Origin of the sequence: Salinimicrobium sediminis, from assembly GCF_900215295.1 — a bacterium.
Classification (GTDB): Bacteria; Bacteroidota; Bacteroidia; order Flavobacteriales; family Flavobacteriaceae; genus Salinimicrobium; species Salinimicrobium sediminis.
The window spans coordinates 803,573-827,371 of the sequence record NZ_OCMF01000001.1 but is presented as its reverse complement, the minus strand read 5'-3'; the positions used below and the strand labels follow the sequence as shown (position 1 = coordinate 827,371).

The window sequence follows — 23,799 nt, the reverse complement described above, 5'->3', positions numbered from 1 at the left end:
CGCCCCGATGCTTCGGGGGAACCGATGACCTTCTCAAAAATTTAAAGGAAACAAAAAAACCACCGCTTTCGCAGTGGTTTTTGGTGGAGAATATCGCCCCGATGCTTCGGGGGAACCGATGACCTTCTCAAAAATTTAAAGGAAACAAAAAAACCACCGCTTTCGCAGTGGTTTTTGGTGGAGAATATCGCCCCGATGCTTCGGGGGAACCAATGACCTTCTGATAAATCTAAAGGAAACAAAAAAACCACCGCTTTCGCAGTGGTTTTTGGTGGAGAATATCGCCCCGATGCTTCGGGGGAACCAATGACCTTCTGAAAAATCTAAAGGAAACAAAAAAACCACCGCTTTCGCAGTGGTTTTTGGTGGAGAATATCGGAGTCGAACCGATGACCTTTTGGCTGCCAGCCAAACGCTCTAGCCAGCTGAGCTAATCCCCCAATAGGCTGAAACAATTTCAACGTGGCAAATTTATAAAATATAATTCAATGTGTAAAGCCTTTATTTCTTTCTATTAAATTTATTTTTGTGATCGAACATCCTCTTTATGATCAGGAAAGCCACCGCGTCAGACTTAACAGCCATCAAAGAACTCACCGAAGCATGTGCAAAAGGCATGCAGGAAAAAGGCATTTTTCAGTGGAATGAACTTTATCCTTCTTTGGAAAGACTGCAGGAGGATATTACAAAGGAGGAGCTTTTCGTACTTGAGGAAAACAATGTCATCGAAGGCATCGTGGTACTTACTCCTTGCATGGATAAAGAGTATATTCCCGTCGAATGGCTCACCCAAAGTAGCAGTAATTTATATGTACATCGCCTCGCCACTAATCCGCAGGAGTGGGGCAGCGGCAATGGCAGGAAACTCATGGATTTCGCCGAAGCCTTTGCTAAAGAACAGGGCTATGTTTCAGTGAGGCTGGATACCTTCAGCAAGAACGAGCGAAATCAAAGGTTTTATGAGACCCGGGGCTATAAAAGACTTGGGAATATCTATTTTCCGAAGCAAAGCGAGCATCCATTCTACTGCTATGAAAAAGTGCTGCAGTAATGGCAGTAGTCAATTTTAAAAATATCAACAAACTTGCGATTCCGGCTATTTTTGCCGGTATTGCCGAACCACTCATCTCCCTTACAGATATTGCCATTATAGGAAATGTGGAACAGGATCCTGTCGAAGCTCTTGCGGCAGCAGGAATTGTAGGATCCTTTCTTTCTGCGATCATCTGGATTGTAGCCCAGACCAAAACAGCAATTTCGGCACTGGTCTCCCAACATTTGGGTGCCAACCGGATTCATGCCGTTAAAACATTGGTTCCCCAGGCGATATTTTTCAATTTTCTACTCAGTCTGGTCATTTATGCCATTACCGCCTATTTTGCTTCGGCAATTTTTAGTGCCTATAATGCCGAAGGCAAAGTGCTCAGTTATGCAGCTAATTATTACCAGATCCGTGCTATTGGATACCCGCTCACCCTGGTGACTTTTGCCCTTTTTGGAGTCTTCAGAGGGCTGCAGAACACTTTATGGGCCATGAAATGCAGCCTTACGGGAGCTTTTCTTAATGTGGGGCTGGATTTTCTTCTGGTCTACGGCATCGAAGGCTGGATCCCTGCAATGCATCTGGAAGGAGCCGCCTGGGCGAGTGTGATCGCGCAAACAGTAATGCTGATAATGGCCCTATATTTTTTCTTTAAAAAAACACCATTCCACCTGGGATTAAGCCGCAGGATAAATCCGCAGATGCGTTACCTGCTGTTGATGAGCGGAAATCTCTTCGTGCGTACCGCGGCTTTGAATTTTGCTATCTATCTCGCCAACGCTTATGCTACGGACTATGGGAAAAATTATATCGCTGCCCAAAGTATCCTTATGAACATCTGGCTGTTCTTCAGTTTCTTTATTGACGGGTATGCAAACGCGGGGAATGCAATGGGCGGCCGACTTTTAGGCGCTAAAGATTATAAAGGTCTTTGGTTGCTCAGCAAGAAGATCAGCAAATATTCAGTGATGATTGCAATAATTCTGATTGGCCTCTGCAGCCTCTTCTATAATGAAATTGGGATGATATTTAGCAAGGAAGCTCCGGTCCTGCTGCTGTTTTCTTCGGTTTTCTGGATGGTGCTGTTCATGCAGCCGGTCAATGCCATTGCTTTTATGTTTGACGGGATCTTTAAAGGCCTGGGGGAAGCGAAATTCCTTCGGAATGTGCTGCTGGCAGCGACCTTTCTGGGCTTTACTCCCGTACTTTTAATAGGGGACTATTTAGGATGGGATCTTTACGCCATCTGGATTGCCTTCTTTGTTTGGATGCTGATAAGGAGTAGTGCCCTGGTGATAAAATTCCGGAGGAAATATTTACACCGCGAAGCCTGACCTTCAGAAAAAGTGAAAATAAAATGTAACTTTACAGGAAAGCCAATCTAGATATGACCACCACCAGAGAAAACGGAAGTCTCTATACCAAAGTTATCAACGGAATTGCCACCCTGGAGTTTGGCCACCCTGCCAGCAATTCCTTTCCCGCAGTATTGCTGGAGCGTCTGGAAAAGGAGTTGGAAAAACTTTCTGAAGACGAAGAAGTAAAGGTTATTATTTTAAGATCTGAAGGAGATCGTGCCTTTTGTGCCGGGGCCTCTTTTGATGAGCTGCTGGCGGTGGAAAATATGCAGCAGGGAAAGGTCTTTTTTTCAGGATTTGCCAATGTGATCAACGCAATGCGCAGCTGCAAAAAACTGATCATTGGCCGCATTCAGGGGAAAACCGTTGGCGGCGGAGTAGGCCTGGCAGCAGCTTGTGACTACTGCTTTGCAACTGAACAAGCTGCCATCAAACTTTCTGAACTCAGCATAGGTATAGGGCCTTTTGTTATTGCTCCTGCTATAGAGCGTAAAATGGGAGTTGCGGCACTTGCAGAACTTACTTTGGCAGCACAAGACTGGAAGAACGCCTACTGGGCCAAAGAAAAGGGGCTTTACGCCCGGGTTTTTGAATCTATAGGCGAAATGGACAAGGAACTTCAGTTCTTTTCAGAAAAACTGGCTTCCTATAATCCTGCGGCTCTTTATGAAATGAAGAAGGTGCTTTGGGAAGGAACCGAGAAGTGGGGAAGCCTTTTGCAGGAACGTGCGGCAATCTCGGGAGAATTGGTGCTTTCAGATTTTACCAGAAATGCTTTATCCAAAATTAAAAATAGTTAATATGCATTCACTTTTTATCCTTGCCGCCCAGGAAGCCGAAGAGAATAAGATCGGAAAAATGGCGTACCACCTTGGCTATTTTGTAGGATCAAATCTTTGGACTATTATTACCGTTGCGGTAGTACTTCTCGCCGCAATACTTTATTTTGCTTTCTTTAGAAGAAAGAGGAAAAATAACTGGGGCTAAAAATGTCATTTTTGACAGCCCTGTAATCAGCCATTATGAGTTTTCAGCAGGAACATTTACCAAAAGACAGGCCGGCCACAGAGCGGCAGGAATATGGATTTTCCCTGATGGATTTCCTGGAAGACCAGTGGATCTATATCCTGGCTATCATTGTTTTGGTAGCATTGTTCTTTTATGCACGCCACGCCTGGGATAAAAGAAATAAAAGATGATGCAAGACGAAGTTCCGGTAAGCGAAGATGCCTTTGACATCATGCGTTTCTTAAGCGGTTATGGATTTTGGTTGCTTATCGCGATCCTGTTGATCGTGGTAGTAGCATTTAAAAAATTCAGGAAATAGATCAACGGGTTTTTAACCATCCGGTAATACTCAGCCTTTCGGTCTTTACGGGTTTTACCTCATGTTCCAGGATCTGGCTTTCAAAAATGACCATACGTCCCGGAAAGGGATATATACTTTTAGGTACCTCTTTTCCATTTTCATTCCTGTAAATCACCAGTTCTCCTCCATATTCCGGTTGCCAGTCCTGCTCGTTGAGATAACACACCATAGATAGTTTCCTGCGGTCGTCATTTTGAAAGGTATCCAGGTGTCTCCTGTAAAAAGTCCCTTCAGGATATAATGCATAATGGAACTCCTTGTGAAGAATTCCCATAAAACAGGTGCGGTTGAGGTAATTTACAAAATCATTGATCTTGCTGAAGAATGCTTTTTCTGCAGGAGCAGCTTCAGCTTCATTGAGCCAAAGGATAAAATCTCCCCGAATGGATTTGGCAATCACTTCATTTGTGCGGTTCCCTATGGCTGCTTTTTTAAAATTATCTTCTTCATATTTGGTCAGCAGGGAATTCCGTAGCTCTTCTACCTGTTCAAGGCTGAAGAAATCTTCAACAACAGAATACTGTTGCTCTAAAAGATCTGAAATGATCTTCTCATAAACCTGATTTTCAATAATCTCCAAAAGCTTCGTTTTAGGTTGTAAATGTATCTTGAAAATGGCAATTTTCTAAAAGAATAAAAAGCCGGGAATTATAAAATTTCCTGTAACGAAGTTAAAATGCAGGGAGTTAAAAACCTTTATCTTTGCACAAAATTTGTTCCCATGGCATTAATTCGAATCACCAAACAATTTTCTTTTGAGACCGGCCACGCTTTATTCGGGTATGACGGCAAATGCAAGAATGTACATGGTCATAGCTATAAGCTGGCGGTGACAGTAATTGGGGAACCTATCAGCGATGAAGACCATGTAAAATTGGGAATGGTCATAGATTTTGGGGATCTTAAAAAAATAGTGAAACAGGAGATCGTTGATAAGTTTGATCATGCCACGGTCTTCAATAAAAATACTCCGCACGTTGAACTGGCCGAAGAACTTCAGACCAGAGGACATAACGTAATTCTTGTAGATTATCAGCCTACCAGTGAAAATATGATCCAGGATTTTGCTGAAAGGATCAAAAGCCGCCTTCCGCAGCATATAGAATTATATTCTCTGAGGCTTCAGGAAACTGAAACTTCTTACGCCGAATGGTACGCCTCAGACAACTCCTAAGGCTACTCATCGATCTCTCCCGAATAACCGAAAATAAAATGATTAGCCTTTCCAAGTTCTGCGGGAAGGATCGCATGGCCGCCATCCTTGTGGATCTGTAATTCCACCTGTGCATTTTTATTTTTAAGTATCGCAGCAGTTTGTTCCACACGCTCAACCGGCACATGGGCATCGGGATCACTCGTGCCTATATAGATCTTTGTTCCTTCAAAATCTGTAATATAATTTCCGGTGTTGATCTGCTTTCCAATAAGTCCGCCAATGATGGCGACCACCCCTCCATATTTTTTGGCATTCCGGGTTACATATTCGAGTGTAAGGCAGGCACCTTGCGAAAATCCAAAGAAATAGATATCCTTTGAAGCTATCCCCTTTTCATTAAGCTCTTTTTCCAGTAGCTGCAGCACCTCGATAGCCGAATCCAGCCAGGGTTGGTTCTGTTCTACGGGAGCCATAAAAGAAAGTGGATACCAGCTGTTGTTGTATGCCTGTGGAGCCACCAGGGCGAAATCCTCCACTTTAAGATGATCGGCTACAGATAAAATGTCTTCAGCAAAACCACCGCGTCCGTGTACCATGATCAAAGCTTTTTTGGCTTTTTCTATTGGAGTTCCGTTGTATTTAAAATCTTTTTGATGTAACATCTCTAAATTTTTGCAGATTAATTCTGACGCTTTCTCAGGTTCCAAAACTGCCATTTTTGGGGTGCTTTTAAAGATAACCTTATTTCAAGAATTGCCCAAGGCAGGAAGCGGGAGGAGTGATTTTTTCTGAAGATTTTAACTTCGGAAATTTAAAAACTATATTTACCCACAAATCCTAAGCATGCAGATACCCGAGGGTAAAAAGATCTACTTCTCCAGCGATAATCACCTGGGAGCTCCTACGGCTGAAGAAAGCCGCCCGCGAGAGGAGAAGTTTGTTGCATGGCTCGATGAAGTAAGCGGGGATGCCGCAGCTATCTTCCTGTTAGGGGATCTTTTTGACTTTTGGTTTGAATATAAACATGTTGTGCCCAAGGGTTTTGTGCGGGTTCTGGGAAAACTGGCTCAGCTAAGAGACCGCGGAATCCCTATCTACTTCTTTGTAGGCAACCATGACCTTTGGATGAATGATTATTTTGAAAAAGAACTGGATATTCCTGTTTTTCATAAGCCAAAGGAATTCAACTTCAACGACAAAAAATTCCTCATTGGCCACGGCGATGGACTAGGGCCCGGCGACAAAGGCTTTAAGAGGATGAAAAAGGTCTTTACCAATCCCTTGGCTAAATGGCTTTATCGTTGGCTGCACCCCGATATTGGGATGCCATTGGCTCAATATTTTTCGGTTAAAAACAAAGCTATTTCGGGAGAGGAGGATGTGAAATTCATGGGGGAGGATAAAGAATGGCTAATTCAATACTGCCGCCATAAGCTTAAAACCCAGCATTACGACTACTTTATCTTTGGCCACCGGCACCTGCCGCTGGATATTCAACTGCAGGAGAATTCAAAATACCTGAACCTGGGAGACTGGATCAACTTCTACACTTACGGGGTCTTTGACGGGAAAGAGCTTCAGCTTAAAGAATGGTGATTTTTTAAATACAAGATTTAAGAGACAGCCGGCGGGACTTAATCAAAATTTTCTTTCCTGATTCCTCCTTCTTAAAAGGCAGGGAACTTTTTAAAAAATGTCTTTTTTAATAGATATTATTCTGCTGCTCCACCTGCTTAAAAAATGCAAACGTTTTCGGGGCTAAATTGTTGATTTCTTTCGATCTGCAAATGATATTTGTCATGAATCCCGGCCTTTTACGGAGGTATCTTTAAGGTGATAATAATCAGGAAATATGTGCAGCAATTTCCGTAATCCTTTAAGCAATGAAAAATATCCTAATCCCTTTCGATTTTTCTGAAGTATCAAAAAATGCTTTGGAATATGCCGTAAGATTTGCAGATCATGATCCGGCGATCACTCTTTTTCTGCTGAACATTACCGACGGAAATTGTAAAACCGGAAAAATTGAAGAAGATTTCAAGAAAATCATTAAAAAATACCAAAAGCCACAATTTCCTGAGATTCATACTCTGGTGCGCGAAGGAGAATTTGCACCATCGATTATTCAGCTTCAAAAAGAGCTTAAAATTGACCTGATCATTATGGGAACCCGTGGCGCACAAACAGGAGAAGAAAATATTGCCACCACAACCTCCCGCCTGGTACAGGAGGCAGATCTTCCCGTTCTCGTCATTCCCGGTACCTACAGGAAATTCAGGTTAAGCACTATTATTCTCTCTCTTGGCAATGAAAAGATCACAGACAGAACTCCACTTTACACCCTCCTGGATGTATCCCGAAAACATAAAGCCCAGGTGCACGTGTTGACCATTCAGCACCATGAAATGGCGATGGGTTATACCGAAGATGATGAAAGCAATGAAGCTACACTTAATTACTTCCTTGAAATGTTCTATTCTCATCACAGCTTTGAAGAAAATGAGGACATAGAAAAAGGAATTCTCAATTACATTGAAAAACACGATATGGACATGCTGGCCATTATGCCGCGTACACATCTTCCCGGTAGTGAGGCATCTGAAGGTCGTCTTACCCGATTACTTACCCTGCACTCCAACGTGCCTTTACTGGTACTTGATTAATCCTGAAACCCTTAACCAAATCCCCCCGGAACCTTTAAAAGGCCGGGGGAAATATCACCAACAACTAAGATTATGAAAAATGTTTTAGAAAAACCCGCAACCGGCGACCTGTCAAAATACGGTTTGAAAAATTGTAAGACCTACTGGAATCTGTCGGGGGAAGAACTCCAGGAGATCACTGTGCGTAAAGGAATGGGTACAGAGACCAAAAATGGAACCCTGGCAGTAAATACCGGAAAATTTACCGGAAGATCTCCCCAGGACCGATTCCTGGTTAAAGATGACTACACAAAAGATAAAGTTTGGTGGGGGAACATCAATAAACCGGTTTCTTCTGAAAACTTCGGGATCCTGTACGATCGAATGGTCCAATACCTTTCTGAAAAAGAAGTTTACGTACATGATGGATATGTCTGTGCTCAGCCCGAATACCGCATGAACGTGCGTACTATAACCGAATATCCCTGGTCAAATTTCTTCGTGAAGAACATGTTTCTTCGGTTGAACGAGGAAGAGCTTCAGGGATTCGAAGAAGAGTGGCTGGTACTCTGCGCACCCGGATATGAAGAAAAGGAACCCGAAAAAGTAGGTTTGCGTCAGGGGAACTTCAGCATTCTCGATTTCACCAGGAAAGTAGCTTTAGTGGGAGGCTCTGCTTACACAGGAGAGATGAAAAAAGGCATTTTCTCTGCACTAAACCTCATCCTTCCGGTCGAAAAAGATGTGCTGCCAATGCACTGTTCTGCTAATGTGGGGGAAGAGGGGGATACTGCTATTTTCTTCGGACTTTCAGGCACCGGAAAAACCACTCTTTCTGCAGATCCTCAAAGAAAATTGATCGGCGACGATGAACATGGCTGGACCCGGGAGAATATAGTTTTCAATTTTGAAGGGGGTTGTTACGCCAAAGTGATTGGATTAACAGAAGAAACCGAACCGGATATATTCAGAGCTATAAAACCGGGAGCTCTTCTGGAAAACGTGGTGATTAAGCCGGGAACAAAAGAGGTGGATTTTGAAGATGCTTCCATTACTCAAAACACCAGGGTAAGTTATCCTATTGAGCATATTGATAATATTCAGGTGCCTTCTTACGCAGGAAATCCTAAAAACATTTTCTTCCTCACCTGTGATGCCTTTGGAGTGCTGCCTCCGGTATCCAAACTCACTCCGGGACAGGCTGCTTACCATTTTATTTCCGGATATACTGCAAAAGTAGCCGGTACCGAGGCAGGAATTAATGAACCGGTTCCATCTTTTTCAGCATGTTTTGGAGCCCCTTTTATGCCGCTTCACCCAACTGTGTATGCTGAAATGCTGAGCGCAAAAATGAAAGAGAACAATGTAAATGTGTGGTTATTAAATACCGGATGGAGTGGAGGCCCTTACGGCGTAGGTTCCAGGATCAAATTGAAATATACACGGTCCATGATCACTTCCATACTCAAAGGAGAGCTTGAAAATGTGGAATTAGAAATGCATCCTATCTTCGGATTGTTCATGCCCAAATATTGTCCGGGAATCCCGACTGAGATCCTAAACCCGATGAATACCTGGTTGCAAAAAGGAGCATATATCCAGAAGTCAATTCAGCTGGCGCATTCCTTCCACCTCAATTTCGAGAAATTCTCTGCAGAAGCGTCCAGGCAGATCATTGCAGGAGGACCGCTCATCGATGAACATCATCACATGGAAGCAGAATTCTAACCCTGATCAGCTAACCAAAAAACCGCCCCGGGATTGCCCGGGGCGGTTTTGATTTAAAAGCTTTCGGATTCCTCGACCGGTAAAACCAATGAATTTTAGTAGGCCATTTCAAAGTAAGCTTCTTCCAAAGCTTCCCGGTGTTCGGGGTGTGCAATGGAGATCATCGCTTTGGCTCTTTGTTTCAGGTTTTTTCCGAAGAGATTTACCACTCCGAATTCCGTAGCTACATAATGCACATGTGCCCTGGTGGTTGTAACACCCGCACCTTCTTTGAGGAAAGGTACTATCTTCGAAACTCCTTTAGCAGTAACAGAAGGCATTGCGAAAATGGCTTTTCCGCCTTCAGAAAGAGAGGCGCCACGAATGAAATCCATTTGTCCGCCCACGCCGGAGTAGTGGTATTTCCCGATGGTGTCTGCACAAACCTGCCCCGTAAGATCGATCTCAATGGCCGAATTTATAGCGGTCACCTTTGGATTCTGCCGGATTATGGCCGAGTCATTAGTGTAAGCGGCCTCCTTAAAATGCACTACAGGATTGTCATTGATGAAATCGTAAAGCTGCGGAGTGCCCGCTGCAAAACAGGTGACGATCTTGCCGGTCTTGATCTTCTTTTCTTCTCCTGTTATGACCCCATTTTCAATGAGAGGCAGGACCCCATCTGAGAATAGTTCGGTATGGATCCCAAGCCTTTTGTGGTTCATAAGTTTTGAAAGGACCACGTTAGGAATTCCTCCAATGCCCATTTGTAGAGTGGCTCCGTCTTCCACAAGGCCGGCGACATATTCTCCTATTTTCTGTTCTGTTTCTGAAGGGATAGAAATTTTAGGAGAGTGTATTGGTACGTCAACTTCTATAGCTGCATGAATTCGACTTACATGTATGATCCCGTCCCCATGAGTCCTGGGGACCTGCGGATTCACCTGTGCGATTACTTTTTTAGCAGTTTGCACTGCGGGAAGAGTGATGTCAACCGAAACTCCCAGGGAGCAATAGCCGTGTTCGTCCGGGGGAGAAACCTGGATCAAAGCCACATCAATAGGAAGAAAATTTCTTCGGAAAAGCAGGTGGATCTCACTCAGGAAGATGGGGATATAAGCTCCAATCCTGGAGTTCACTGCCTGTCTTACATTTCCGGCAACAAAACAGCTGTTGGTCATGAAGGATTCGTTATAGGGAGGAGCCGTATAGGGAGCCGGGCCTTCGGTATGGATATGGATCAACTCTACTTCTCTTAGTTCCCGGTAACGTTCTGTAAGCGCATTGATTAAAATATTGGGAGTCATCGCCGCCCCGTGCAGAAAAACACGATCGCCCGATTTTACGTGAGAAACAGCTTCATGGGGAGTTACTATGTTTAAAGCATTTTTCATGGTTGAGTTTTTAATAATTAAACCTTTATTTTTCTTCGTCGATTAGGATCTCCAGAAGCTGAATTGCAGTTTCACTTATTCTGGTGCCCGGGCCAAAAACAGCAACTGCACCGGCATCAAAAAGAAATTGATAGTCCTGAGAGGGAATTACCCCTCCTACGATTACCATGATAACTTCCCGGCCGTGTTTCTTAAGTTCTTCTATCACCTGTGGCACCAGGGTTTTATGCCCGGCGGCAAGAGAAGATACTCCAAGAATGTGAACGTCGTTTTCCATCGCTTGCCTGGCAGCTTCGGCAGGAGTTTGGAACAGAGGCCCAATATCCACGTCAAAACCAACATCAGCGTATCCTGTGGCAACAACCTTGGCGCCTCTGTCATGGCCGTCCTGTCCCATTTTTGCGATCATGATGCGTGGCCTGCGACCTTCCTGTTCAGCAAAAAGATTTGCCATTTCACGCGCTTTTATAAAAGTAGGATCCTGTTTCATCTCTTTTGAATACACACCGCTAAAAGATTGGATTTGTGCCTTATATCTTCCAAAAACGGATTCCAAAGCATCGCTTATTTCACCTAATGTTGCCCTATCGCGGGCGGCTTCTATAGCCAGCGCCAGCAGATTCTTATCATTGGTACGTGCAGCTTCAGTAAGGTTTTGCAGGGCAGCTTTTACTTTTTCAGAATTTCTTTCAGCTTTAATTTTTTCAAGACGCTCGATCTGCTGTTTTCTTACCGTTTGGTTGTCAACTTCGAGAGTGACTATGGGATCTTCAGTTTCTCTTCGGAATTTATTCACGCCCACGATAATGTCTTGCGCACTATCTATTCTCGCCTGCTTTTTTGCAGCAGCTTCCTCTATTCGCATCTTCGGAATTCCTGCTTCGATAGCTTTTGTCATTCCGCCGAGTTCCTCAACTTCCCGGATGAGTGCCCAGGCTTTTTCAGCTATCTCTTTGGTAAGGCTTTCCACATAGTAACTACCTGCCCAGGGGTCAACGGTTCGGGTGATCTGCGTTTCGTACTGCAGGTGCAGCTGCGTATTCCTGGCTATCCTGGCAGAGAAATCTGTGGGTAGAGCAATGGCTTCATCCAAAGCATTGGTATGCAAACTTTGAGTGCCGCCAAATGCCGCTGCTGCTGCCTCTATACAGGTTCGGGCAACGTTGTTGAATGGATCCTGCTCTGTCAAACTCCAGCCGCTGGTTTGGCTGTGGGTCCTTAAGACCAGGGATTTTTCATTTTTTGGATTGAACTGTTTTACCAGCTTTGCCCAAAGCATCCTTGCGGCACGCATTTTTGCGATCTCAGTAAAATGATCGAGTCCAATTGCCCAAAAGAAGGATAAACGTGGGGCAAAACTGTCAATATCCATTCCTGCCCCGAGGCCTTTGCGAATATATTCTAAACCATCTGCCAGGGTGTAGGCGAGTTCGATCTCACTGGTTGCACCTGCCTCCTGCATATGGTATCCGGAAATACTTATGCTGTTGAATCTGGGCATATGGCGGGAGGTGTACTCAAAAATGTCTGAAATGATCTTCATAGAAGGTGTGGGAGGATAGATATAGGTGTTCCTCACCATAAACTCCTTTAGAATGTCATTTTGAATGGTTCCCGAAAGCAGTTCGGGGTTTACTCCCTGCTCTTCGGCTGCCACAATGTAAAATGCGAGAATAGGTAATACTGCACCGTTCATGGTCATGGAAACCGACATTTGGTCCAGCGGGATCTGGTCGAAAAGGATCTTCATATCTTCCACAGAATCGATGGCCACCCCGGCTTTTCCCACGTCGCCTACGACTCTTTCATGGTCACTGTCGTACCCGCGGTGGGTGGGCAGATCAAAGGCTACGGAAAGTCCTTTTTGACCTGCTGCAAGGTTGCGGCGGTAAAAGGCGTTGCTTTCTTCGGCAGTAGAGAATCCTGCGTACTGGCGTATGGTCCATGGCCTAATGACATACATGGTGCTGTAGGGACCTCGTAAATAGGGAGGAATTCCTGCGGCAAACCCAAGATGTTCCAGGTCTTGCAGATCCTTCCCGGAGTATATTTTAGCGTCTCCTCCCGCTCCTTTTTCTCCGGTGGTATCTTGAGCCACGGCAGTATCTCCTGCTTTTTCAGGATCCAAAAATGACATATTTTGCTGAAATTTATTTTTCATGATCTTAGCTATCAAGTTGTTCTTTTTGAAGCCTTTCCTGCTCCTGTTTTTCACTCAGTCTCTTCGGAAGTATAGGCCTGATAATGGTTTCTCCTGAAGCTTCCTGCCTAAAAGGGTTCAGTTCCAGTTCTTTTTGCATGAGATCCTGCGGATTTGAAAATTTGTTGGTACCTACGAGGATCAATTCTCCCTTGTCAAAAAGTTCCTGCTCCTTTGCTGCACTTTCCGCCACCTGCGTCTGAATTTTTTCGTTCAGTAAAAGCTTTAAAAATCCACCTTCCCTTTCGATATCATGATAAACTTTCAAAGCAGCTTCAGTAAACTGAGAGGTGAGACTTTCAATATAGTAGGCACCATCTGCGGGATTGGCGACTCTTTTAAAATAAGCCTCATGCTTCATGATGAGCAATTGGTTGCGGGCAATTCGCTCTCCGAATTCCCCGTTTCTCCTAAAAATGGCGTCATACGGGGTATTATAGACTGCATCTGCTCCTCCCAGGATTGCACTCATACTTTGAGTTGTAGTACGAAGGAGATTGACATTGTTATCGTATAAGGTTTTATCCCGAAAAGAGGGTTGTGCGAGAATTACGCATTTTTCCGGTAGGTCGTTTTCCTTAGCCATGAGTCTATAAAGTCTGCGAAGGGCTCGAATCTTGGCTATTTCGAAGAAGTAATTGCTGCCAACTGCGACAAGGAACTGCGGGGAGAAACCTTTCGATAAATTCCTTTTTTGAAAGATTATATTCAGGTACTCCTTTAGGATCGCCATTGCCAATCCCAGTTGCTGCGGAATATTGGCGCCGGCATTCTGAAAGTGCGAAAGATCAATAGCAAAAACAGAGCTAAAGTTAGAAGCGGCAGCTATCGACTTTAAAATTTGAAAATCTTTTTCCCGGTCAAAAAACCAATTTCCTGTGCGGGATAGATGCCCCAGGATATCAGTCTGCAAATACACTTCGGCATTCTTTTCTGCCAAAAATTTACCAAGTTTTTGGACGTATTCCGAAGACAGAAACTGCAGTTCCAGGTATATGGGAATCGTAGAGAGGTCAAGTCCATCAAAAAGTAACTCCAGATCAATAGTTTCAGAAGGAATAAGGAACCACAGGCTTTCTGCACCTTTTTCCAATACCTGTCTGGCTTTTTTATTGCCCTGCCCTGCATCTTCAACTGCGATCTTTTCACAGATATTCCAGGGCTTTGGTGGCGGGAGTTGAATTCTTCCGGTAAGATCTTCGGAAGTATAGAAGGGTTTTACTGAAATCCCGTCCAGGGAGTTAAAAATTAATTTCTCATCATAATCGGCACCTTTAAGGTCGGCTTCGATCTGCTGTTTCCATTGGTTTGCTGTCACCTGCGGAAATTTTTGAAATAATAATTCCTTCATGATTCTAAAGTTGCATTACTGCATGATTAATTATGGACCAGTTCCCTGCATGCTGAAACAGGGATAGCTTACATGATCCTTTAAAAGGTGGAGTTTTGAAGATGTTATTTGGGTTGCTTGCAAGATCTGAGACAAAAAGCATGTTTGGCTGCAACGGGGGGTAGCGGGCTTCAGCTTTTTTGAATGTTGTAAAACGAAGTTCACCATCTGAATTTAGGAGAGGCTTTAAATTGATTTTCCGGAAAAATTCAGGAAAAGCCCGGGCAAGAAATCCGTTTTTTTCTCCTGATTTTCTTCAGAAAAAATCCCATAAAAAACTCTCCTGTAAATTTAACCATATGGGTTTTAAAAAGGTTCAAAATAAGGATGATTTTTATCATTCTTTAAGAAGGAATTTTTGTTGATATTTACCCGCATAAGTTTTAATTCGGACCCTTTGGTAGGCCTTGCTATTACTACAACGATTGCGTTATTTCTCTAAAAAATTCAACAAATTTTAAAGTCTTTTTAATCGAATCTTCACTATCTTTATTATAGAAAAATTAACACTAAAATGAACCTGTTGGAGAGGCAAATTTTGACTCGTTTCCAGTTGTTTTTTATCCTTCAAAAAGTAAAAAATTCACTGTACATTTTGTTGATCACCTTCGGGTTGTTCATCAATGGTCCTGCCGATGCTGAAGAAGAAATTGAAGAAAACTGTTTAGCAACTTTAGAATAAACGAAAATCGCCTTATTGGCGATTTTTTTTGCTCTTAATTCAAATAAAAAATCGAAACAACATGGTACCAACGCATATAGAACATATAGGTATTGCAGTGGAAAGCCTTGAACAGGCCATTCCTTTTTATGAGACAGCCTTTGGACTAAAGTGTTATTCTATAGAAGAGGTAAAGGATCAAAAAGTGAGAACCGCCTTTTTTAAAGTGGGACAAACTAAAATTGAACTGCTGGAGTCAACAGATCCCGAAGGACCTATTGGAAAGTTCCTTGAAAAAAAGGGTCAGGGCTTACATCATATTGCTTTTGCCGTAGAAGGTCTACAGGAACGTCTGAACGAATTAGATCAAAAAGATGTAAAACTTATAGACACCACCCCACGAAAAGGAGCAGAAGGGCTTAATATCGCCTTTTTACACCCCAAATCCACCTTTGGGGTGTTGACAGAACTCTGCGAACAACCGAAACAATAATTAAATCCCCGAATAGATGTCAGGTCAGGATAAGGTTAACGAATTGATCAAGAAACGGGAAATAGCCCGTTTGGGAGGCGGCCAAAAACGTATAGACGCCCAGCATGAAAAAGGAAAATTAACGGCACGTGAAAGGATAGATATTCTTCTGGATGAAGGCAGCTTCGAGGAATTCGACATGTTTGTCACTCACAGGTGTACTAATTTCGACATGGAAAAGAATAAGGTGCTGGGTGACGGAGTGGTTACAGGTCATGGTACCATAGATGGTCGTGTGGTTTATGTTTTCTCACAGGATTTCACGGTCTTTGGGGGTTCTCTATCTGAAACCTTTGCCCAAAAGATCTGTAAGATCATGGATATGGCTATGAAAGCGGGAGCACCGGTTATTGGGATCAACGATAGCGGAGGTGCCCGTATTCAGGAAGGGGTGACGTCTCTTGCAGGTTATGCAGAGATCTTTGAGCGCAATATTTTAGCATCGGGAGTAATACCCCAAATTTCTGCCATTTTTGGACCCTGTGCAGGGGGTGCGGTCTATTCTCCCGCCCTAACCGATTTCGTGATGATGACCGAAGAGAACAGCTATATGTTCGTCACCGGCCCTAAAGTGGTCAAAACCGTCACAGGAGAGGAGATTTCGGTCAACAACCTGGGTGGGGCAAATGTTCATGCTTCCAAATCGGGAGTATCCCACTTTAAGGTTTCCAGTGAAGAGAACGGTTTGTTGCTCATAAGAAAGTTGCTGTCCTACCTTCCGCAGAACAACCTGGAAGAGGCTCCTCTTGTCAGCAATAACGATCCTATTGATAGGAGGGATGACTTTCTAAATAATATTATTCCCGATAATCCCAACCAGCCATATGACATGCAGGAGGTGATCTACAGTATTATCGATGAAGGAGAATTTTTGGAAGTCCATAGAAATTACGCCAAGAATATTATTGTTGGCTTTGGAAGAATGGATGGCCAATCTATAGGGATCGTGGCTAATCAACCAAACTTTTTGGCCGGAGTTCTGGATAGTGATGCCTCCCGAAAAGCTGCCCGATTTGTGCGTTTCTGCGATGCCTTTAATATTCCCGTCCTTACCCTGGTGGATGTGCCGGGATTTTTACCCGGAAGCGGACAGGAATATGCCGGGATCATCATTCACGGTGCAAAACTAATGTTTGCATATGGAGAGGCTACAGTTCCCAAGATCACAATCACTCTTAGAAAATCATATGGGGGAGCACATGACGTGATGAGCTGTAAACAGCTTCGGGGAGATCTTAATTATGCCTGGCCTTCCGCGGAAATTGCTGTGATGGGAGCTTCGGGAGCGATTGAAGTACTTGAAGGAAGAGCTATGAACGCAATAGAAGATCCTGAAGAAAGGGAAAAGTTCAAGGCCGAAAAAGAGAAAGAATACAAGGAAAAATTCGCCAATCCATATGAGGCTGCAGCTTACGGTTATATTGATGACGTGATCGAACCGAGAAATACAAGGTTTAGAGTGATAAGAGGTTTGCAGACGCTTCAGACAAAAAAGCTTACTAATCCGCCAAAAAAGCACTGTAACATACCTTTATAATTAATTGTTATGCAAGAAACTGCAACAACGGCCACTGACTGGGCGCAAATATGGATCATCACAGGAGTGGGATATACCGTGGTGTTCCTGGCTCTTCTCCTGCTCATGTTCCTGTTTAATAAAATGCCTTTAATTCTTGACGTGGTCACAGGGAAAAAGGTGAAGGTGTTGATAAAGAAGATGAAGGCCGATAATGGAAATGAGGAAGATCAGTACTTATCGGGCGAAATAAGCGCAGCCATTGGGATGGCGCTCACCCTTTATTTCAAGGAACAGCACGATGAAGAAAGCGGCGTGATCACCATAAAAAGAGTTGCCCGCACATATTCTCCCTGGAGCTCCAAGATCTACGGAGTCAATAATAACCCGCGGTAAAACAGTAGAGACATGAAGAAGTTTGAATTCACCATAAATGGCAATAAATATTCCGTCGATATTAAAGAGTTTGAAGATGAACAGGCAACTATTCAGGTAAATGGTACAGAATATCTGGTTGAGATCCATCAGGAGAAGAAAAAGCCTGCCAAGACGCCCAAATTGGTTCGGGAGAGCGTAGTGCGGCAACCTGGAGAAGGCAATATCACAAAGAAAGCCTCTACGGGTGGCTTCCCGGTGGAGGCACCTTTACCCGGCAGTATTTTTAAGCTTAAGGTCAAGGTAGGAGATACTGTCGTAAAAGGAGATTCTCTGCTCATCCTTGAAGCCATGAAGATGGAAAATGATGTTCTGGCAGACCAGGCGGGAGTGATCAAGGAAATAAAAGTAAAAGAGGGAGATGCAGTGCTGCAAAATGACCTGCTCCTGGTAATAGGCTAGTAAAGGTTTCCATACTTAAAACTCTTATCGTGAAAAAATTACTTACTGTTATTGTAATTCTGGGTATACTTTACCTTATTCCCTTACTAATGGGGCAGGAACTAATGGCCCAAAGCCTTACCCTAAAAATTTCTGAAGAATCGGGAAGTCTTACAGAAGGACTAAGGCAATTTTGGGAATATACCGGATTTGCAAATGCCAGCCTTGGTAACTTTATAATGATCGCCGTGGGCTTGTTTTTCATTTACCTTGCCATAAGGTTTCACTATGAGCCTTTGTTGCTTATCCCAATAGGGACCGGAATTCTCCTGGGGAATATTCCGTTCCCGGCAGGTGCCGGCGTGGGTATCTACGAATCGGGCTCAGTGCTTAATTACCTGTATTTTGGGGTGACACAGGGTATCTATCCTCCATTGATCTTTCTGGGAATAGGCGCAATGACCGATTTTTCTTCCCTTATTTCCAATCCGCGGTTGATGTTATTAGGAGCTGCTGCCCAGGTGGGGGTTTTTGGGACCTTTATTGGTGCTGTAGCTTTAGGTTTTGAGATCCACGAAGCAGGAGCTATTTCCATCATTGGAGGGGCAGATGGGCCCACTGCTATCTTTGCATCGGCAAAACTTGCGCCTCATCTCATCGGGAGTATTGCAATTGCTGCTTATTCCTATATGGCTCTGGTGCCGGTAATACAACCTCCAATAATGAAGCTCCTGGTATCTAAAAAGGAACGCCTCATAAGAATGAAACCGCCACGTGCCGTCTCAAGGACGGAAAAGATACTTTTTCCCATTGTAGGTTTGCTGCTCACCACTTTTATTTCTCCTTCTGCAATTCCTCTGCTCGGGATGCTTTTCTTCGGAAACATTTTAAAAGAAAGTGGCGTGACAGATCGTTTGGCCGATACCGCCCGCACAAAAATGATCGACATAGTTACTATTTTACTGGGGGTAACCGTGGGAGCTTCTACTCAGGCAAGTGTCTTTCTTACTGCGAATTCCATTAAGATCTTTGCATTGGGTGCAGTTTCTTTTATTATCGCCACTGCCGGAGGGCTCATTTTTGCCAAAGTGATGAATTTGTTCCTCAGTCAAAAGAACAAGATCAATCCTTTAATTGGTGCCGCCGGAGTTTCTGCAGTACCGGATAGCGCCAGGGTAGTGCAGCAGGAAGGGATAAAAAGTGATCCCTCCAATCATTTGCTTATGCATGCTATGGCCCCCAATGTAAGCGGAGTAATTGGTTCGGCTGTAGCCGCAGGTATTATGATAAGCTTCTTAATGTAGAATCCCGGAGGGACAGAATCGTAAAAAAATAATTTTTACCTGAAGCAGAAAATATTGAACCGGGGGGTATTGCGGAAGGAGAACGGTCCGGAAATAAAAGATGAGTTTTTACCAAATAAAAAAGGTGGAAAGCTCCACCTTTTTTGCCCCAAATCTACCATGAACTTAACCTACTTATGTTATGGCTCTGTAAAAGTAGATATTATTATTTCTCAATAATATGTTTTTAGATAAACGACTCACTTATTAGATGAACTACACAATAGCTGAAACACCTGTAGGAAATATTATTTTTAATAGGCCCTTTCTGTGCTGCCTTCATAAAAATTAATAAAAGCTCTGTTCACCACTCTGTTTCCTCCAAAGGTGGGGTAATCCCCCGTAAAATACCAGTCTCCCAGGTTCTTTGGACAGGCTTTATGCAAATTTTCAACTTTTTGAAAGATGATCTTTACCTCAGCTTTAATGCTCTCATGGCTAAGCAGCTCGGCGATTTTATCAGAAATTTGTTCATCTGTAAAAGGTTCATAGATCTCCTTTACAAAATTCTGTACTTCACTATCCTCCAGTTCTACCTGCTGCTTACATTTTTGATACACCTCTTCCACCTTGTGATAGAGATCGTTTTCCTTAAGCAATTCCAGTGTCGCCTGGAATGCCACAAGATTTTCCAGCCTTGCCATGTCAATTCCGTAACAATCGGGATAACGTATTTGTGGGGCAGAAGACACTACGATGATCTTTTTTGGATTGGTGCGATCCATCATCTTCAGGATACTTTTCTTTAGCGTAGTACCCCTCACAATACTGTCATCAATGATCACCAGGTTATCTTCGGGCTTTACCACCCCGTATGTTACATCATAAACGTGAGCTACGAGATCATCCCTGCTGCTGTCTTCGGTTATGAAAGTCCGCAGCTTGGCATCTTTAATGGCAATCTTTTCGGTCCTTAACCTGTGGGCTAGGATCTCCTGCAAACGGGCATCGGTAAGAGTTTCTTTTTCAGCAAGAATAGTATCGTTCTTTTGCTTATTGAGTTCATCCTGTGCAGCTTCCACCATTCCGTAGAATGAGGTTTCGGCGGTATTGGGAATGAAGGAGAACACGGTATTGATCGTATCGTGGTTAATAGCCTTTAGAACTTCGGGCATCAGGAGCTTTCCGAGCATTTTCCGTTCGCGGTAGATCTCGGCGTCACTTCCGCGGGAGAAATAGATACGTTCGAAGGAGCAAGCCTTTCTCTCTAAAGGTTCAAGGATTTGCTTGATCCTTACTTCCCCGTTCTTCTTGGTGATAATAGCATGTCCCGGAGGTAATTCCTCCACCTTGTCAAACTCCACATTGAACACGGTCTGGATCACAGGTCTTTCTGAAGCCACGACCACCACCTCGTCGTCTTTGTAATAATAAGCCGGACGAATTCCTGCAGGATCCCTGAGGACAAAAGAATCTCCATGACCTAAAAGTCCGGCCATAGCATATCCTCCATCCCAGTTCTTGGCTGATTTTCTAAGGATCTTTGCAATTTTGAGTTGTTCAGCAATTAGTGGGGAGGCTTCCACCTTAGTATAGCCTTCGTTTTTTAATTTTTTATATAGTTTTCTTACTTCATCGTCCAGAAAATGCCCGATCTTTTCCATCACAGTCACTGTATCTGCCTTTTCTTTTGGATGCTGCCCCAGCTCCACCAGGTTATTGAATAACTGGTGAACATTGGTCATGTTAAAGTTTCCGGCAACGATAAGATTTCTGTGCATCCAGTTGTTCTGCCTAAGAAAAGGGTGAACACTCTCCACACTGTTCTTTCCAAAGGTGCCATATCGCACGTGACCCAAAAATAACTCCCCAAGGTATGGGATATGCTTTTTTTGCAGCGCTACATCTTCGGCATATTCGGGATGTAGTTTGATCTCTTCATTGATTCGTTCATTGATCTGTGCAAAAATATCCTGAATGGGTTGTGCGGCATTTGACCTAATACGGCTTATATACCTGTCTCCCGGTTGCGTGTTAAGTTTTATACTTGCTAACCCGGCGCCATCCTGCCCGCGGTTATGCTGCTTTTCCATCATCAGGTACATCTTGTTCACCCCGTAAAAGGCCGTGCCGTATTTCTCTTTGTAGTATTCAAGAGGTTTTAACAGCCGTAACTGGGCAATTCCGCATTCGTGTTTTAAAGCATCACTCATAGACTTGTATTATAGACTTTGCGTTAGTCACAAAAAAAGCCCTGAAATTACAGGGCGTAGATATTAAGTAAGTTTGATCTGGAACTGGGTTAAAGATTTAAAATCTTCCAGACGCTCATGCACCTCCTCTTTTTTAAGGTCCTGCATTCTTTCTGTTCCGAATTTCTCCACACAAAAAGAGGCTAGAGTAGATCCATAGATCACTGCATTCTTCATATTTTTAAAAGATATATCGCCGGTGTGGGCAAGATATCCGGTAAATCCTCCCGCAAAAGTATCTCCCGCACCGGTTGGATCAAAAACTTCTTCCAGAGGCAGGGCGGGTGCAAAGAAGATCTGATTGTTATGGAACAACAGAGCTCCATGTTCTCCTTTTTTGATCACCACATATTTCGGTCCCATTTTGGCAATCTTTCTTGCCGCTTTTACAAGGGAATATTCTTCTGTTAACTGGCGGGCTTCCTCATCATTGATGGTAAGCACATCAACCTTTTCAATTACCTTCATGAGGTCATCCCACGTATTATCCATCCAGAAATTCATGGTGTCCAGCACGACCAGCTTTGGTCTCTTAAGCTGCTCGAGCACACTCAGCTGAACCAGGGGATGCAGGTTGCCCAACATTACAATATCCGGAGTTTTAAAATCTTCGGGAACTACAGGTTGAAAATCAGCCAGTACATTAAGCTGAGTATCAAGGGTGTCACGGGAGTTAAGGTCATTATGATACTTCCCACTCCAGAAAAAGGTCTTTCCGCCTTTTACGATTTCGGTACCTGTGATGTCAATATTTCTATTCTTCAAAAGGTCAAGGTAGTCCTGCGGAAAATCATCTCCCACAACCGAAACAATTGCGCTTTCTATATCGAATTGTGCAGCCGAAAGTCCTATATAAGTGGCGGCTCCACCAAGAATCTTATCTGTTTTACCAAAAGGGGTTTCGATAGCATCAAAGGCGACCGTACCCACTATTAATAACTTATTCATTATAGTTTTTTAGAATTAGGCTGCAAATATACGGTTTTGTTTTTCAAGCCTTAGTACTCAAAAAAGGCTTTTTGAACCATCTTCAAATCCTGTGTCAATGGTAAGCCTGTTTCCTTTGGAAGCTTCAACTGCCAGCTGGTCACAACGTTCATTTTGTGGGTGTTCATTATGCCCTTTGATCCATTTGAACTTAACCTTGTGCTTTCGGTACTCCTTCAAAAAATCTATCCACAGGTCTACATTTTTCCGGTCCTTAAAACCTTTTTTCTCCCAGTTGAAGACCCAGCCTTTTTCTACGGCATCGGCGACATATTTGGAGTCGGTAAAGACCACAACTGTAGTATCAGTATTCTTCAGTTTTTTTAGGGCTTCGATCACCGCAAGCAGTTCCATGCGATTATTGGTGGTATGTTTAAAGCCCTTGGAGAATTCTTTGCGATAAGGTTTTCCCACCCATTCCATCACAATTCCGTAGCCGCCGGGGCCGGGATTTCCCCTTGCTGCCCCATCGGTATAGATATGCACCTGCGCATTATGCATTTTCTGAAGGGAATAAAAGTTTTTCAATTACCTCCGGAAAATGATCCTGCTCCAGCTGATGGATCTTTTCGGCAATATCTTCCACAGTATCCTGAGGTTTTATGGAGGTGGTGGCCTGAAATATCATTTTTCCCTCGTCGTACTTATCATTGACGTAATGGATGCTTATTCCGGTCTCTACTTCCTTCTGTTCATGAATTGCCTTATGCACATTCATGCCATACATCCCTTTTCCGCCGTATTTAGGAAGCAGGGCGGGGTGAATATTGATCACCTTGTTAGGAAAACGCTTAAGTATCTTTGTTGGAAAGATCCACAAAAATCCCGCCAGCACAATAAGATCGGGATTCATGTCCTTCAGGAGATTCAGTACCTCATCGGTTTCATAAAGTGCCTCCCTGTCAAAATGCAGTGCCTTTACCTCATGATCATGCGCCCGTCGCAAAACTTTTGCAGTTCGGTTATTCGAGAATACCGCTACCACCCTGGCCGTACCTTTGGAATGGAAATATTTAATGATATTCTCTGCATTAGATCCATTGCCCGAGGCGAAGATCACTATTTTCTTTTGTGGAGGATTTTGAGCGGTAGGCAATTGAGGTGTCTTAACAATTATTAGCAGGTAAAAATAATTGCTTTATGCGGAAATTATGTAATTTACATTCACATTTTTAAAGTAAAAACAGGTTTTAAAATAAAGTTTTTTATTTTTGCCACTTAATTAAAATTAAAAACACAAGTTATGTCAGACATTGCATCAAGAGTAAAAGCGATTATCGTTGACAAATTAGGCGTTGACGAAAATGAAGTTGTAAACGAAGCTAGCTTCACCAACGACTTGGGCGCTGATTCATTAGACACAGTAGAGTTGATCATGGAATTCGAAAAAGAATTTGATATCCAGATCCCAGACGATCAGGCAGAGAATATCGCTACTGTTGGTCAGGCCATCTCTTATATTGAAGACGCAAAAAAATAAAAAAGTAACATATC

At 43.4% G+C, this 23,799-nt stretch carries 26 protein-coding genes and 1 tRNA gene; 17 read left to right on the top strand and 10 right to left on the bottom strand.

The window, feature by feature from the left end; translation table 11 throughout:
* Positions 1-363: 363 nt before the first annotated feature.
* Positions 364-440: transfer RNA gene (locus CRO16_RS03815), tRNA-Ala, on the bottom strand.
* A 107-nt stretch (positions 441-547) separates the two neighbouring features.
* Here CRO16_RS03815 and CRO16_RS03810 point away from each other — a divergent pair.
* From CRO16_RS03810 to CRO16_RS16390, 6 genes are read left to right on the top strand one after another with little or no spacing between them, the layout of a single operon-like run.
* The gene (locus tag CRO16_RS03810; protein WP_097055000.1) at positions 548-1,051 is read left to right on the top strand and encodes a GNAT family N-acetyltransferase; all 504 of its coding nucleotides are present in this window, start codon (positions 548-550) and stop codon (positions 1,049-1,051) included.
* Positions 1,051-2,376: an MATE family efflux transporter gene (locus tag CRO16_RS03805; protein ID WP_097054999.1), complete on the top strand. Its 1,326-nt coding sequence runs from the start codon at positions 1,051-1,053 to the stop codon at positions 2,374-2,376. The genes CRO16_RS03810 and CRO16_RS03805 overlap by 1 nt, the downstream gene beginning before the upstream one ends.
* 53 nt (positions 2,377-2,429) lie before the next feature.
* Entirely contained in the window at positions 2,430-3,200 is a 771-nt protein-coding gene (locus tag CRO16_RS03800; protein WP_097054998.1) for an enoyl-CoA hydratase/isomerase family protein, read from the top strand.
* Position 3,201: 1 nt separating this feature from the next.
* Positions 3,202-3,387 (top strand): hypothetical protein, encoded by a 186-nt coding sequence (locus tag CRO16_RS03795; RefSeq protein WP_143544410.1) that lies wholly within the window; start codon positions 3,202-3,204, stop codon positions 3,385-3,387.
* 35 nt (positions 3,388-3,422) lie between these two features.
* Positions 3,423-3,599 (top strand): hypothetical protein, encoded by a 177-nt coding sequence (locus CRO16_RS16095; RefSeq protein ID WP_179670480.1) that lies wholly within the window; start codon positions 3,423-3,425, stop codon positions 3,597-3,599.
* Positions 3,596-3,727 (top strand): hypothetical protein, encoded by a 132-nt coding sequence (locus CRO16_RS16390; protein WP_262507409.1) that lies wholly within the window; start codon positions 3,596-3,598, stop codon positions 3,725-3,727. Before CRO16_RS16095 ends, CRO16_RS16390 begins: the two co-directional genes overlap by 4 nt.
* 1 nt (position 3,728) lies before the next feature.
* Here CRO16_RS16390 and CRO16_RS03790 read toward each other — a convergent pair whose 3' ends face one another.
* On the bottom strand, positions 3,729-4,349 hold the full coding sequence (locus CRO16_RS03790; protein ID WP_245858864.1) for a 2OG-Fe(II) oxygenase: 621 nt from the start codon (positions 4,347-4,349) through the stop codon (positions 3,729-3,731).
* Between the two features lie 141 nt (positions 4,350-4,490).
* On the opposite strand from CRO16_RS03790, the gene CRO16_RS03785 reads away from it, so the two are divergent.
* Positions 4,491-4,943 (top strand): 6-pyruvoyl trahydropterin synthase family protein, encoded by a 453-nt coding sequence (locus tag CRO16_RS03785; protein WP_097055769.1) that lies wholly within the window; start codon positions 4,491-4,493, stop codon positions 4,941-4,943.
* Positions 4,944-4,945: 2 nt separating this feature from the next.
* On the opposite strand, the gene CRO16_RS03780 is transcribed toward CRO16_RS03785, so the two are convergent.
* Complete coding sequence (locus CRO16_RS03780; RefSeq protein WP_097055768.1) at positions 4,946-5,587, bottom strand: alpha/beta hydrolase; 642 nt, start codon at positions 5,585-5,587, stop codon at positions 4,946-4,948.
* A 181-nt stretch (positions 5,588-5,768) separates the two neighbouring features.
* Here CRO16_RS03780 and CRO16_RS03775 point away from each other — a divergent pair, with 181 nt between their 5' ends.
* From CRO16_RS03775 to pckA, 3 genes are all read left to right on the top strand, one after another.
* Positions 5,769-6,521, top strand: coding sequence for a UDP-2,3-diacylglucosamine diphosphatase (locus CRO16_RS03775; RefSeq protein WP_097054995.1), 753 nt, complete (start codon positions 5,769-5,771; stop codon positions 6,519-6,521).
* A 287-nt stretch (positions 6,522-6,808) separates the two neighbouring features.
* Positions 6,809-7,588 carry a universal stress protein gene (locus CRO16_RS03770; protein ID WP_097054994.1) on the top strand — a complete coding sequence of 260 codons (780 nt, stop codon included), beginning with the start codon at positions 6,809-6,811 and terminating at the stop codon, positions 7,586-7,588.
* A 72-nt stretch (positions 7,589-7,660) separates the two neighbouring features.
* Positions 7,661-9,295, top strand: coding sequence for a phosphoenolpyruvate carboxykinase (ATP) (gene pckA / locus CRO16_RS03765; protein ID WP_097054993.1), 1,635 nt, complete (start codon positions 7,661-7,663; stop codon positions 9,293-9,295).
* 95 nt (positions 9,296-9,390) lie between these two features.
* Here the strand turns inward: pckA and CRO16_RS03760 are convergent, their stop codons facing one another.
* Genes CRO16_RS03760 through CRO16_RS03750 form a run of 3 tightly spaced genes read right to left on the bottom strand, consistent with a single transcriptional unit; the run spans position 9,391 to position 14,219 of the window.
* Complete coding sequence (locus CRO16_RS03760) at positions 9,391-10,668, bottom strand: acetyl-CoA hydrolase/transferase family protein (RefSeq protein ID WP_097054992.1); 1,278 nt, start codon at positions 10,666-10,668, stop codon at positions 9,391-9,393.
* Positions 10,669-10,693: 25 nt separating this feature from the next.
* Positions 10,694-12,829 carry a methylmalonyl-CoA mutase gene (scpA, locus tag CRO16_RS03755; protein WP_097054991.1) on the bottom strand — a complete coding sequence of 712 codons (2,136 nt, stop codon included), beginning with the start codon at positions 12,827-12,829 and terminating at the stop codon, positions 10,694-10,696.
* Positions 12,830-12,833: 4 nt separating this feature from the next.
* Positions 12,834-14,219, bottom strand: coding sequence for a methylmalonyl-CoA mutase subunit beta (locus CRO16_RS03750; RefSeq protein WP_097054990.1), 1,386 nt, complete (start codon positions 14,217-14,219; stop codon positions 12,834-12,836).
* A gap of 553 nt (positions 14,220-14,772) precedes the next feature.
* On the opposite strand from CRO16_RS03750, the gene CRO16_RS16090 reads away from it, so the two are divergent.
* The 6 genes from CRO16_RS16090 (at position 14,773) to CRO16_RS03725 (ending at position 19,087) form a co-directional block, all read left to right on the top strand.
* Complete coding sequence (locus CRO16_RS16090) at positions 14,773-14,940, top strand: hypothetical protein (protein WP_179670479.1); 168 nt, start codon at positions 14,773-14,775, stop codon at positions 14,938-14,940.
* A gap of 61 nt (positions 14,941-15,001) precedes the next feature.
* Complete coding sequence (mce, locus tag CRO16_RS03745; protein ID WP_097054989.1) at positions 15,002-15,412, top strand: methylmalonyl-CoA epimerase; 411 nt, start codon at positions 15,002-15,004, stop codon at positions 15,410-15,412.
* Positions 15,413-15,428: 16 nt separating this feature from the next.
* Positions 15,429-16,988, top strand: coding sequence for an acyl-CoA carboxylase subunit beta (locus CRO16_RS03740; RefSeq protein ID WP_097054988.1), 1,560 nt, complete (start codon positions 15,429-15,431; stop codon positions 16,986-16,988).
* Between the two features lie 9 nt (positions 16,989-16,997).
* Positions 16,998-17,363 (top strand): OadG family transporter subunit, encoded by a 366-nt coding sequence (locus CRO16_RS03735; RefSeq protein WP_097054987.1) that lies wholly within the window; start codon positions 16,998-17,000, stop codon positions 17,361-17,363.
* 12 nt (positions 17,364-17,375) lie between these two features.
* Positions 17,376-17,804 (top strand): biotin/lipoyl-containing protein, encoded by a 429-nt coding sequence (locus tag CRO16_RS03730; RefSeq protein WP_097054986.1) that lies wholly within the window; start codon positions 17,376-17,378, stop codon positions 17,802-17,804.
* A 29-nt stretch (positions 17,805-17,833) separates the two neighbouring features.
* A complete protein-coding gene (locus CRO16_RS03725; RefSeq protein WP_097054985.1) occupies positions 17,834-19,087 on the top strand; it encodes a sodium ion-translocating decarboxylase subunit beta in 1,254 nt (417 codons plus the stop codon).
* Positions 19,088-19,380: 293 nt separating this feature from the next.
* Here the strand turns inward: CRO16_RS03725 and CRO16_RS03720 are convergent, their stop codons facing one another.
* The 4 genes from CRO16_RS03720 to purN all read right to left on the bottom strand — a co-directional run bounded on the left by CRO16_RS03720 (position 19,381) and on the right by purN (position 23,401).
* Positions 19,381-21,279, bottom strand: coding sequence for an amidophosphoribosyltransferase (locus CRO16_RS03720; protein WP_097054984.1), 1,899 nt, complete (start codon positions 21,277-21,279; stop codon positions 19,381-19,383).
* Between the two features lie 63 nt (positions 21,280-21,342).
* Positions 21,343-22,266 (bottom strand): PfkB family carbohydrate kinase, encoded by a 924-nt coding sequence (locus CRO16_RS03715; protein ID WP_097054983.1) that lies wholly within the window; start codon positions 22,264-22,266, stop codon positions 21,343-21,345.
* Between the two features lie 57 nt (positions 22,267-22,323).
* Complete coding sequence (gene rnhA / locus CRO16_RS03710) at positions 22,324-22,806, bottom strand: ribonuclease HI (protein ID WP_097054982.1); 483 nt, start codon at positions 22,804-22,806, stop codon at positions 22,324-22,326.
* On the bottom strand, positions 22,799-23,401 hold the full coding sequence (gene purN / locus CRO16_RS03705; protein ID WP_097054981.1) for a phosphoribosylglycinamide formyltransferase: 603 nt from the start codon (positions 23,399-23,401) through the stop codon (positions 22,799-22,801). The genes rnhA and purN overlap by 8 nt, the downstream gene beginning before the upstream one ends.
* A gap of 147 nt (positions 23,402-23,548) precedes the next feature.
* On the opposite strand from purN, the gene CRO16_RS03700 reads away from it, so the two are divergent.
* The gene (locus CRO16_RS03700; protein WP_013069791.1) at positions 23,549-23,785 is read left to right on the top strand and encodes an acyl carrier protein; all 237 of its coding nucleotides are present in this window, start codon (positions 23,549-23,551) and stop codon (positions 23,783-23,785) included.
* Positions 23,786-23,799: the final 14 nt, after the last annotated feature.

Excerpts from the sequence above, each read along its gene's own strand:
- CRO16_RS03810 (WP_097055000.1), top strand. The coding sequence starts at position 548 with ATGATCAGGAAAGCCACCGCGTCAGACTTAACAGCCATCAAAGAACTC.
- CRO16_RS03805 (WP_097054999.1), top strand. The coding sequence starts at position 1,051 with ATGGCAGTAGTCAATTTTAAAAATATCAACAAACTTGCGATTCCGGCT.
- CRO16_RS03800 (WP_097054998.1), top strand. The coding sequence starts at position 2,430 with ATGACCACCACCAGAGAAAACGGAAGTCTCTATACCAAAGTTATCAAC.
- CRO16_RS03795 (WP_143544410.1), top strand. The coding sequence starts at position 3,202 with ATGCATTCACTTTTTATCCTTGCCGCCCAGGAAGCCGAAGAGAATAAG.
- CRO16_RS16095 (WP_179670480.1), top strand. The coding sequence starts at position 3,423 with ATGAGTTTTCAGCAGGAACATTTACCAAAAGACAGGCCGGCCACAGAG.
- CRO16_RS16390 (WP_262507409.1), top strand. The coding sequence starts at position 3,596 with ATGATGCAAGACGAAGTTCCGGTAAGCGAAGATGCCTTTGACATCATG.
- CRO16_RS03785 (WP_097055769.1), top strand. The coding sequence starts at position 4,491 with ATGGCATTAATTCGAATCACCAAACAATTTTCTTTTGAGACCGGCCAC.
- CRO16_RS03780 (WP_097055768.1), bottom strand. The coding sequence starts at position 5,587 with ATGTTACATCAAAAAGATTTTAAATACAACGGAACTCCAATAGAAAAA.
- CRO16_RS03775 (WP_097054995.1), top strand. The coding sequence starts at position 5,769 with ATGCAGATACCCGAGGGTAAAAAGATCTACTTCTCCAGCGATAATCAC.
- CRO16_RS03770 (WP_097054994.1), top strand. The coding sequence starts at position 6,809 with ATGAAAAATATCCTAATCCCTTTCGATTTTTCTGAAGTATCAAAAAAT.
- pckA (WP_097054993.1), top strand. The coding sequence starts at position 7,661 with ATGAAAAATGTTTTAGAAAAACCCGCAACCGGCGACCTGTCAAAATAC.
- CRO16_RS03760 (WP_097054992.1), bottom strand. The coding sequence starts at position 10,668 with ATGAAAAATGCTTTAAACATAGTAACTCCCCATGAAGCTGTTTCTCAC.
- scpA (WP_097054991.1), bottom strand. The coding sequence starts at position 12,829 with ATGAAAAATAAATTTCAGCAAAATATGTCATTTTTGGATCCTGAAAAA.
- CRO16_RS03750 (WP_097054990.1), bottom strand. The coding sequence starts at position 14,219 with ATGAAGGAATTATTATTTCAAAAATTTCCGCAGGTGACAGCAAACCAA.
- CRO16_RS16090 (WP_179670479.1), top strand. The coding sequence starts at position 14,773 with ATGAACCTGTTGGAGAGGCAAATTTTGACTCGTTTCCAGTTGTTTTTT.
- mce (WP_097054989.1), top strand. The coding sequence starts at position 15,002 with ATGGTACCAACGCATATAGAACATATAGGTATTGCAGTGGAAAGCCTT.
- CRO16_RS03740 (WP_097054988.1), top strand. The coding sequence starts at position 15,429 with ATGTCAGGTCAGGATAAGGTTAACGAATTGATCAAGAAACGGGAAATA.
- CRO16_RS03735 (WP_097054987.1), top strand. The coding sequence starts at position 16,998 with ATGCAAGAAACTGCAACAACGGCCACTGACTGGGCGCAAATATGGATC.
- CRO16_RS03730 (WP_097054986.1), top strand. The coding sequence starts at position 17,376 with ATGAAGAAGTTTGAATTCACCATAAATGGCAATAAATATTCCGTCGAT.
- CRO16_RS03720 (WP_097054984.1), bottom strand. The coding sequence starts at position 21,279 with ATGAGTGATGCTTTAAAACACGAATGCGGAATTGCCCAGTTACGGCTG.
- CRO16_RS03715 (WP_097054983.1), bottom strand. The coding sequence starts at position 22,266 with ATGAATAAGTTATTAATAGTGGGTACGGTCGCCTTTGATGCTATCGAA.
- rnhA (WP_097054982.1), bottom strand. The coding sequence starts at position 22,806 with ATGCATAATGCGCAGGTGCATATCTATACCGATGGGGCAGCAAGGGGA.
- CRO16_RS03700 (WP_013069791.1), top strand. The coding sequence starts at position 23,549 with ATGTCAGACATTGCATCAAGAGTAAAAGCGATTATCGTTGACAAATTA.